The organism is Flavobacterium sp. T50_26 (assembly GCF_057652995.1).
The window spans coordinates 37,470-45,391 of the sequence record NZ_JBYFCC010000029.1; the positions used below are offsets into that span (position 1 = coordinate 37,470).

General features: G+C 36.2%; 9 protein-coding genes. 1 reads left to right on the top strand and 8 read right to left on the bottom strand.

From position 1 onward, the window contains the following. Positions 1-73: 73 nt before the first annotated feature. The 8 genes from AC23MC_RS14655 to AC23MC_RS14690 all read right to left on the bottom strand — a co-directional run bounded on the left by AC23MC_RS14655 (position 74) and on the right by AC23MC_RS14690 (position 7,627). Positions 74-955, bottom strand: a complete 882-nt coding sequence (locus AC23MC_RS14655; RefSeq protein WP_487569068.1) for an SDR family oxidoreductase — start codon at positions 953-955, stop codon at positions 74-76. A gap of 74 nt (positions 956-1,029) precedes the next feature. Then, positions 1,030-2,160 (bottom strand): methionine aminotransferase, encoded by a 1,131-nt coding sequence (locus tag AC23MC_RS14660; protein ID WP_487569067.1) that lies wholly within the window; start codon positions 2,158-2,160, stop codon positions 1,030-1,032. Positions 2,161-2,234: 74 nt separating this feature from the next. Continuing rightward, positions 2,235-2,804: a GNAT family N-acetyltransferase gene (locus tag AC23MC_RS14665; protein WP_487569066.1), complete on the bottom strand. Its 570-nt coding sequence runs from the start codon at positions 2,802-2,804 to the stop codon at positions 2,235-2,237. A 98-nt stretch (positions 2,805-2,902) separates the two neighbouring features. Further along, positions 2,903-5,026: a methylmalonyl-CoA mutase gene (scpA, locus tag AC23MC_RS14670; RefSeq protein ID WP_487569065.1), complete on the bottom strand. Its 2,124-nt coding sequence runs from the start codon at positions 5,024-5,026 to the stop codon at positions 2,903-2,905. Next, the gene (locus tag AC23MC_RS14675; protein ID WP_487569064.1) at positions 5,023-6,384 is read right to left on the bottom strand and encodes a methylmalonyl-CoA mutase subunit beta; all 1,362 of its coding nucleotides are present in this window, start codon (positions 6,382-6,384) and stop codon (positions 5,023-5,025) included. Before AC23MC_RS14675 ends, scpA begins: the two co-directional genes overlap by 4 nt. 2 nt (positions 6,385-6,386) lie before the next feature. Beyond that, positions 6,387-6,740: an FtsB family cell division protein gene (locus AC23MC_RS14680; RefSeq protein ID WP_487569063.1), complete on the bottom strand. Its 354-nt coding sequence runs from the start codon at positions 6,738-6,740 to the stop codon at positions 6,387-6,389. 2 nt (positions 6,741-6,742) lie between these two features. Further along, positions 6,743-7,351, bottom strand: a complete 609-nt coding sequence (gene udk / locus AC23MC_RS14685) for a uridine kinase (RefSeq protein WP_487569062.1) — start codon at positions 7,349-7,351, stop codon at positions 6,743-6,745. Positions 7,352-7,429: 78 nt separating this feature from the next. After that, positions 7,430-7,627 carry an adenylosuccinate synthetase gene (locus tag AC23MC_RS14690; protein WP_487569061.1) on the bottom strand — a complete coding sequence of 66 codons (198 nt, stop codon included), beginning with the start codon at positions 7,625-7,627 and terminating at the stop codon, positions 7,430-7,432. Positions 7,628-7,674: 47 nt separating this feature from the next. Between AC23MC_RS14690 and AC23MC_RS14695 the strand changes: the two genes are divergently transcribed. Next, the coding region (locus AC23MC_RS14695) for a hypothetical protein (RefSeq protein ID WP_487569060.1) at positions 7,675-7,922 on the top strand (248 nt) is incomplete at its 3' end.

Here is a 7,922-nt window from a genome sequence, read left to right on the forward strand (position 1 = left end):
GTTTTTCAACGTCAAGTTGTTAACAAATGTTAATTGTTTTGTGTACAATTAATTAGCTAAAATTCGATGGATTTTATTTGCTCTTTTTCGATTTAATCATTGCTTCGAGCATATCCCACATATGTTCAGGAATTTGTTCTAACAAATTAAATTGACCTGCTCCTTTGAGCCATTCGCCACCGTCAATTGTAATTACTTCGCCATTTACATAAGCAGAAAAATCAGAAACTAAATAAGCCGCTAAATTGGCTAATTCCTGATGATCACCGACACGATTTAACGGTACTTTTTTAGCCATATCAAACTTTTCGGCTAAATCTCCCGGAAGTAATCGATCCCAAGCACCTTTCGTTGGAAATGGTCCCGGAGCAATTGCATTACTTCGGATGCCGTATTTTGCCCATTCAACCGCCAAACTTCGGGTCATCGCAAGAACGCCTGCTTTGGCTGTGGCACTTGGTACTACATAAGCAGAACCAGTCCAAGCATAGGTTGTGACAATATTTAAAATCACTGAACTTTCTTGTTTGTTGTCAATCCAATGTTTTCCGAAAGCTAAAGTGCAGTTTTTGGAACCTTTTAATACAATATCGATGATGGTATCAAACGCATTCGCGGATAATCGTTCGGTAGGAGAAATGAAATTTCCGGCTGCATTGTTTAGTAAAACATCTACTTTTCCGAAATTTTTTAATACTTCCTCAAGCATTGCTTCCACTTGTTCATAAAAACGAACATCACATTGCAACGGCAAACACGTTCCGCCGGTTTCTTTTTCTAATTCGGATGCGGTGGTTTTTAATTTATCTAAATCTCTGGAAGTAATGGCAACTTTTGCACCTAATTCTAAAAAGTATTTTGTCATTGCTTTTCCGAGGCCGCTACCACCTCCGGTTACTACAATTACTTTGCCTTCTAAGGCGTTATCACGGAGCATTTTTGCTGAAAAATTCATATAAAATATAGTTTTTTGGTAAAGATATTAATTCAGTTAAAGTATGAAATATTTTTAGCATTTAGCTAACAAAATTATTTTATTTTTAAAAGTCGTTCAGCTGCTTTCATTAACGTTTCATCATCTTTGGCAAAACAAAACCGAATGCGTTTTAAGTCGGTTTGATTGCCATAAAACACCGAAAGCGGGATGGTTGCTACACCAAATTCGGTCACTAATCGTTTCGTGAAATCCAAATCATTTTCATTTGAAATGTTTTGATAAGATGCTGTTTGAAAATACGTTCCTTCACAAGGCAACAACTCGAAAGCGGTTTCTTTTAAAAGGTTTTGAAAGAAGTTTCTTTTTTGAAGATATAATTTTGAAACTTCTTCAGTATCAAAAATAGTCAAGTATTCATTAATTGCAGCCTGAGACAAACTATTCACGCTAAATACCAAATATTGATGCACTTTTTTAACTTCTTTTAGTAAATTTTCAGGAGCGATTAAATAGCCAATTTTCCAACCGGTTAAGTGAAGTGTTTTTCCGAACGACGAAACAATCAAACTTCTATCTTTTAATTTTTCTCTTGTATTGATGGAAATATGTTTGTTTTCAAATGTAATAAATTCATATACTTCATCTGATAAAATCAATAAATCAGGATAATTTCCGATGATTTTTTCGAGTTGAATAAAATCATTTTCTGTCCAAATTTTTCCCGATGGATTGTGTGGATTATTCAAAATCAGCATTCGAGTTTTAGATGATAAGTTTTGACTGATTGCCTCAAAATTGGGAGAATAATCTTCTTTTAACGAAATCCGAATTGGTTTTGCATTACTCAATAAAATTGGCATTTCATAACAATCATAACTTGGGTCGAGAATGATGACTTCGTCATTCGGTTGCACGAACGCTTGAATGGTGGCAAAAATCGCTTCGGTTGCTCCGGCAGTGATTAAAATTTCGGTGGACGGATTTACTCTTCGCTGATAATTATCAAAAGTCAATTGACTAATTTTTTCCAACAGCGGCGGATAACCAGCCATCGGAGCATATTGATGAATATCTGTTTTGGCTAAACGAGCCACAATTTCTGTCATTCGCACATCAATGGGGAAATTCGGAAAACCTTGTGAGAGATTGATGGCTTGATAATCGGTTGCCATTTTAGACATTATAGTGAAAATACTGATGGGCGTGTTGGGAAGTTTTGACATGGATTTTATTTTTTTACCATATAAGCCATATAAGTTTTAAAGTGACTTAACTTATATGCCTTATATGGTTAAATTTAGTAATTTTTCTTTACAAAATTTCGTTTTAAAAGTGAATAAACTACCGAATCCCAAAATTTTCCATCCCAATATTCATTTTCCAAAAAATGAGCTTCTTTCACAAATCCATTTTTTTCTAACACTTTGGCAGAAACATAATTTTCCGGATCAACCACGGCTTCCACAGAATGGAAATTCAGCACATTAAAACCATAATCCAAAACAGTATTAATGGCTTCACTCACGATTCCTTGACCTTGGTATTCCGGCAACAACATATACCCAATTTCCGAACGGTAATTTTCAGGTTGAATGCGATAATGACCAATGACACCCAACAATTTCGGATTTCCTTTTAACGTAATTGCCCAATTGATTCCGGTGTTATTTTCAATTTTTTCGATAATCATAGCAATGTGTTCCAATGCCATTTCGGGTGAAGTTACTAACGGTCTTGGAATGAATTTCATCGTTTCCGGATTGCCACGAAGTTCCATTACTTCGTTGACATCATCAACATTAACCGCTCGTAATAATAAACGATTGGATTCGAGAATTGGGAATGGGGTGAAGGAGAGGGTGAGCATTTTTTTGTTTTTGTAAATATAAAAAAAAACACCAACCTCTCAGTCAGTGTTTTATAAAAAATAGAGATTCTTTCTGCGTCAGAATGACAAGAAAGTGTTTAATCTTCAAGTAAAACCTCCAAAATACTAATCGCCGCTTCACTAATTTTCGTCCCAGGTCCAAAGACGGCAACCGCTCCGGCATCAAACAAAAATTGGTAATCTTGGTGCGGAATTACACCACCTACAATGACCATAATGTCTTCACGACCGTATTTTTTAAGTTCTTCAATCACTTGTGGCACTAAGGTTTTGTGTCCGGCTGCTAAGGAAGAAACGCCTAAAATATGCACGTCGTTTTCCACGGCTTGTTTGGCTGCTTCGGCTGGCGTTTGAAAAAGAGGGCCAATGTCCACGTCAAAACCTACATCGGCATAACCGGTTGCGACCACTTTTGCTCCACGATCGTGACCGTCTTGTCCCATTTTGGCTATCATAATACGGGGACGACGACCGTCTTTTTTGGCAAAAGCATCGGCTAATTGTTTCGCTTTTTCAAAGCTTTCGTCATTTTTAATTTCTTTACTATACACGCCGCTAAAGGTTCTGATTTGTGCTTTATATCGTCCGAAAACTTCTTCTAAGGCATCACTAATTTCGCCAAGAGTTGCTCGGTTTCGGGCTGCTTCTACGGCTAAAGATAATAAATTTTCCTGACCTGATTTTGCAGATTCCGTCAATTTTGCTAAACTGGCTTTTACTTTTTCCGTATCACGAGACGCTTTTATTTCTGCCAATCGTTCCAATTGTTGTTTGCGAACCATTTGATTATCGACATCCAAAATCATTAACGGATCTTCTTTCTCCAAACGGTATTTGTTTACACCAACAATGATGTCTTGACTGCTATCAATTCTGGCTTGCTTTCTGGCTGCGGCTTCTTCAATTCGCAGTTTCGGAATTCCGGCTTCAATGGCTTTGGTCATTCCGCCTAATTCTTCCACTTCTTCCATCAACGCCCATGCTTTTTGAGCAATTTCATTTGTTAAACTTTCTACATAATAACTTCCTGCCCACGGGTCAACTGTTTTGCAGATTTTAGTTTCTTCTTGCAAAAAGATTTGTGTATTTCGGGCAATTCGAGCAGAGAAATCGGTTGGTAATGCAATCGCTTCATCCAAGGCATTGGTGTGTAATGATTGCGTTCCGCCAAAAGCTGCGGCAGCCGCTTCAATACACGTACGAGCCACATTATTAAACGGATCTTGTTCGGTTAAACTCCAACCCGAAGTCTGACAATGTGTTCGCAAAGCCAATGATTTTTCATCTTTCGGATTGAATTGTTTGAGTAATTTTGCCCATAACATTCGACCCGCACGCATTTTGGCAATTTCCATAAAATGATTCATCCCAATCGCCCAGAAAAAAGAGAGGCGAGGGGCGAAGGTATCAATATCCATTCCGGCAGCGAGTCCGGTTCGGATGTATTCTAAACCATCGGCTAACGTATACGCCAATTCAATATCGGCAGTTGCTCCGGCTTCTTGCATATGGTAACCGGATATCGAAATCGAATTAAATTTCGGCATATTTTTGCTCGTATATTCAAAAATATCGGCAATAATTTTCATCGAAGGAGTAGGCGGGTAGATGTACGTATTTCGCACCATAAACTCTTTCAAAATATCATTCTGAATTGTTCCTGAAAGTAAATTTGGAGACACACCTTGTTCTTCGGCAGCCACAATATAAAATGCCATAATTGGCAAAACTGCTCCGTTCATAGTCATGGAAACTGACATTTCGTTTAACGGAATTTGGTCAAACAAAATCTTCATATCTTCCACCGAATCGATTGCTACGCCTGCTTTTCCAACATCTCCAACAACACGTTCGTGATCGGAATCATATCCTCTGTGTGTTGCCAAATCAAACGCAACCGAAAGTCCTTTTTGCCCTGCGGCTAAATTTCTTCGGTAAAAAGCGTTGCTTTCTTCGGCAGTAGAAAATCCGGCATATTGGCGAACTGTCCACGGTCTACGAACATACATTGTGGCATAAGGACCTCGAAGATTAGGGGCAAATCCGGCACCAAAATCAAGATGTTCTATGTTTTTTAAATCTTCTTTTGAATATAAAGTTTTTAATTCAATGTTCTCAGCTGTTAAGAAATTCTCCTTTTCAGGATTTTCTAAATTCTGATTTCCACCTTCTAATTTTAATTGTTGTATATCTTTTCTCATGGCTGTTGTTCTTGAGATAAACGTTCTTGTTCACTTTTCTCTGCCAATCTTTTTTCAATAATTGGTGTAATCAATGTTTTTCTTTGATTTATTTTCACAAAAGGAAACAATTCTAACTCATGATTCATTTTATCATTCTTGTTCGGATATTTATTAGTTCCCAACAAAACTTCTTTTCCGGAATCAAATAAATCTTGCTCTTTTTGAGCACTTTCGCTAATTTTTCGCTGAATTGTACCTTCAATTAACTGCGTAATTAATCCGCCATTTGCTTCAATATCTTTGAATAATGCCAAAGCTTTTTCGGCTAATTGTTCTGTTAAACTTTCAATATAGTATGCTCCGTCGGCCGGATTATGCACTTGATTAAAATAACTTTCGTGTTTTAAAACCAACAATTGATTGCGGGAAATTCGATCACCAAATTCATTGTCTTTGTGATAAATAGCATCATAAGCCAAATTTGAAACACCATTTGCACCGCCCAAAATCGCACTCATGCATTCGGTTGTGGTACGAAGCATGTTTACATTATAATCATACAGTGTTTTGTTTCGTTTGGTTGGTGTAACAATAATGTGGCAATCAAAATCATGATTGTATTCTTTAGCTAATGCATTGAAAAGAAGACGTAAAGCTCTCAATTTTGCAATTTCAAAGAAATAGTTTGTTCCCACTGCCACTTCAAAAGTAATAGGTGAAGAAATTTTTTCTATACGATTAAAATATTCATTCACATGTGCCATCGCATACGCCAATTGCTGAACCATATTGGCTCCGGCATTTTGATACAAATCAATTTTGCAACTTAACATTGAAATTGGTAAAGCAGAACAAGTATTTAAATGTAGAAAATCTTTTTCTAACGATTCATACCAATTTCCATCTTTAGCTAGCTGACCAACAGAATCTTGAAGAATAACTATTTTATATTGATTTTGATTTGCAAAAGCGTCAATTTTTTTGATAAATTCACTCGATAGAAAAAGTAAATTAAAATAATAAGTCACATTTTCTTTCGGAAGGTTTTCCATCAAATCATTCAAAGAAACAGCTTCGTTTTCAATTGTAAACCGAACAGATTCCGCACCTCTTTTCAACGAATCCAGTGCTCTTTCATTCGATTTTTTTACATCATAAACATAAATATTTTGAATAATTCTAAATCCGCTCGAAGGAGGAGATTCAATTTTTACTTCATTTTCGTCAATGTGATAAAAGGGTTTCACTTTGATACCTTCCGGACTTTCCCAAACGAGTGTTTCGTTGTAGTCCGCACCTTTAAGTTCAAACTGAATTTGCTGTTTCCATTGTTTGGATGAAATCGGTTCGAACTCTTTAAATAAATGTGTTGCCATAATTATAGCGATTTGTGATTTTCTTCCTCTTCGAGTAGCATCTCTTCCTCAAATTCGATGATATAAATATCTTCGCTATCTCGTTTCATGTAGTATTTCTCCCGAGCATATTTCTCAATTTGGTCAGGATTTTTGAGGCGTTTGATGTCAAGACAGTCTTTTTTAATTTCCTCTTGATAATATTTTTTATTAGTCTCCAGTTCATCCAGTTCATTATTCAAAAAGCGATGTTCCAGATAGGAGTAGTTGTCTAAAAAAAGCATCCAAACCGTAAAGAAAATCAAGACTAAAACATATCGGTTTCCGACATATTTAAACCAAGGATATTTTTCTTCTAAACGTTGGAAAAACTTCATAACTAAAGTATTCGTTGGTTGATTACGGCCCGAACCACGTCAATCGCCACCGTGTTGTATTTGTCATTCGGAATAATAATATCGGCAAAAGCTTTCGTAGGTTCAATAAATTGCTCGTGCATTGGTTTCAAGGTGTTTTGATAACGATTAATCACTTCATCCATATCACGACCTCTTTCGGCAATATCGCGTTTCATACGTCTGATTAAACGTTCGTCAGAATCGGCATGAACATAGATTTTAATATCAAACATGTCGCGGAGTTCCGGATTGGCTAAAATCAAAATTCCTTCCACTAACATCACTTTTCTTGGGTGAGTCACAATCGTATCATCAGTTCGATTGTGTGTAACAAAAGAGTAAACAGGCTGTTGAATAACATTATTGGCTTTCAATTCTTTTAAATGAGCCACCAGTAACTCAAAATCTATAGCACGCGGATGATCAAAATTAATTTTTGTTCGCTCTTCGTAACTCAAATTGTGTGTTTCTTTGTAGTAGGAGTCTTGAGAAATAATTCCCACCTCAGTTTCCGGAAGTTCATTCATAATCTGATGTACAACCGTTGTTTTTCCACTTCCGGTGCCACCTGCAATGCCAATAATCAACATGTTTTTTTTCGTTTATTTAAGTATAACAAAAGTAGAAATTATAATTGCAGAAAAACACTTTTTCGGACTAAAATTTTATTATTCAGAACCATTCTTTTTTCGCTTCTTCCAAACAAAATACAAAACAGTAATTATGATCGGAATCAAAATATAAATAATCACATCACTAGTTTCAGTTAATTCAACTTTACCCGTATCACCCGGAATTTCACTTGGTTTTTGAGCAAAAACAAATCCCGAAGTCAGTAAAATAAATAATCTAATACATTTTTTCATCTTTTTTTGTTTACAATTTACAAAATAATAAACAGAAAATCAAGAAGTTGTTAAATCCAATATCATTTTGGGCGTGCCCTTCCGCAAGCTACAGGTCGGGCTTTTCGCTGCAAGTCCTCGCAAAAAACACCATTTTCTTCAACCCAAAAAGAGCTTCCGTTGGTCGCTTTTTTGGCTTGAGAAAATTGGCGTTTTTTTGCTCCGGGCTTTACGCTGCAATCCCTCACCTTTACTTTGCAAAGTGTTTTAATTTAGAATTTCAAAAGGAGTTAATTAGAAAAAGTTTAAATTTATT